The sequence below is a fragment of the Leisingera sp. F5 genome (assembly GCF_001593695.1).
The window spans coordinates 1-1,655 of the sequence record NZ_LUKH01000804.1 but is presented as its reverse complement, the minus strand read 5'-3'; the positions used below and the strand labels follow the sequence as shown (position 1 = coordinate 1,655).

3 protein-coding genes are annotated in these 1,655 nt (G+C 60.7%); 2 read left to right on the top strand and 1 reads right to left on the bottom strand.

The genetic code is table 11. The annotated features are described in order from the left end of the window. The first annotated feature begins 76 nt into the window (after nucleotides 1-76). Together rnhA and A2I95_RS36175 are read left to right on the top strand one after the other, a co-directional pair. On the top strand, nucleotides 77-541 hold the full coding sequence (rnhA, locus tag A2I95_RS36180; RefSeq protein ID WP_027257283.1) for a ribonuclease HI: 465 nt from the start codon (nucleotides 77-79) through the stop codon (nucleotides 539-541). 16 nt (nucleotides 542-557) lie between these two features. Continuing rightward, nucleotides 558-1,181 carry a trimeric intracellular cation channel family protein gene (locus tag A2I95_RS36175; protein ID WP_027257282.1) on the top strand — a complete coding sequence of 208 codons (624 nt, stop codon included), beginning with the start codon at nucleotides 558-560 and terminating at the stop codon, nucleotides 1,179-1,181. Nucleotides 1,182-1,386: 205 nt separating this feature from the next. Here A2I95_RS36175 and A2I95_RS36170 read toward each other — a convergent pair. Then, on the bottom strand, nucleotides 1,387-1,655 hold a 269-nt coding region (locus A2I95_RS36170; RefSeq protein ID WP_291737339.1), incomplete at its 5' end, for a hypothetical protein.

The following is a 1,655-nucleotide window of genomic DNA, read 5'->3' as shown; positions in this document are numbered from 1 at the left end:
ACCCTAACCCGGTCCCGCCGCGGAAACGGCCAGGGACTGGCCGGCGGGGTTGAAACCTATGTGATTCTAACCGCCCATGGCTGAGCTGTTTGCCTATACCGATGGCGCCTGCTCCGGCAACCCCGGCCCCGGAGGATGGGGTGCGTTGCTGCGTGCGATGGATGGAGACACCGTCGTCAAGGAGAAAGAACTGAAGGGCGGCGAAGCCGAGACCACCAACAACCGGATGGAACTGCTGGCCGCGATCAACGCGCTGGAAAGCCTGGCGCGCCCGTCGACGCTCACCGTGGTCACCGACTCGGCCTATGTTAAGAACGGCGTCACCGGCTGGATCTTCGGCTGGAAAAGAAACGGCTGGAAAACCTCCAGCAAGAAGCCGGTCAAAAACGTCGAGCTGTGGCAGCGTCTGGACGCGGCGCAAGCCCGCCACAAGGTGACCTGGGAATGGGTCAAGGGCCACGCAGGCCATCCCGAGAACGAACGTGCGGATGAGCTGGCCCGCGCCGGCATGGCTCCCTTCAAGAAGAAGAAAAGCGCCTGATGCGCAGACCCGCCGTATGACCTTTCTGGCTTTGCTGGACTATGCCTCAGTGCTGGTCTTTGCGCTGACCGGCGCGCTGGTGGCCAGCCGGGCGCAGCTGGATATTGTCGGCTTTGCCTTTGTTGCCTGCCTGACCGCGCTTGGCGGTGGCACGCTGCGCGACCTGCTCTTGGACCGCAATCCGGTGTTCTGGATCGGTAACCCGAATTACATTCTGCTTGCGGCTTTCGCCGCGGTGACGGTATTCTTTTCCGCACATCTGCTGGAGAGCCGGTTGCGCTGGGTCGTATGGCTCGACAGTTTTGCACTGGCCGTAGCTGTTCCTGCAGGCACAGGCGCCGCACTGGCTCTGGAAAGCCCGCCGGTGATCACTGTGCTGATGGGCATGGCCACCGGAACCATGGGCGGCTTGATGCGCGACGTTGTCTGCAACGAGGTGCCCCTGGTGCTGAAACAGGGTGAGCTATACATCTCCTGCGCCATGGCAGGTGCGATCACCGCCGTCCTGGCAATCTGGCTTGGACTGGAGGTGCAGTTTGCCCTGCTGGCCTGCGCCGGCGTGTGCTGGACCTTGCGGGCAGGGTCGATCCTATTCGCCTGGCACCTGCCTGTCTACAAAAGCCGCCCGCCGCGCAGTTAAGGCCGGTTTGCGGCCAGAACAATTGGCGCCTCCTCCAATCAACCGGAAATACCTGATTGTGAACCCTGTCTTCACAACCCGGATCCAGAAACTGTCACCAGCGCAATCAGATGCGCTGCTGTTACGGAGCAAGGCTGCGTAATCTGCCAGCACCAGAAACCAAGACGCGCTTATACTAATGGCACCGGCAAAAAATCAACCGCAATCAGGCGGTTTTGCGGGTGTCACCCAAGGATTTCAGAAATTCCTGACCGTCTTTGCTGATCCTGGCCTTACGGCCTTTGCGCCGGTGCCAGACCAGCGCCATTTCATGGTACTCCCTCAGACTGGCGTCTTGCAGAAGGTCTTCCTTGATCTGCAGCGCGGCTGAGAAATTGTCCGCCAGCCGCCGGTCTTCTTCTTCATTCTTGTCAAACTTGTGCCAGTAGCTTGGCTCAATGGAGGAGGTGAAGTGGTTCGCCCGGCCGCGGGCTT

Excerpts from the sequence above, each read along its gene's own strand:
- rnhA (WP_027257283.1), top strand. The coding sequence starts at position 77 with ATGGCTGAGCTGTTTGCCTATACCGATGGCGCCTGCTCCGGCAACCCC.
- A2I95_RS36175 (WP_027257282.1), top strand. The coding sequence starts at position 558 with ATGACCTTTCTGGCTTTGCTGGACTATGCCTCAGTGCTGGTCTTTGCG.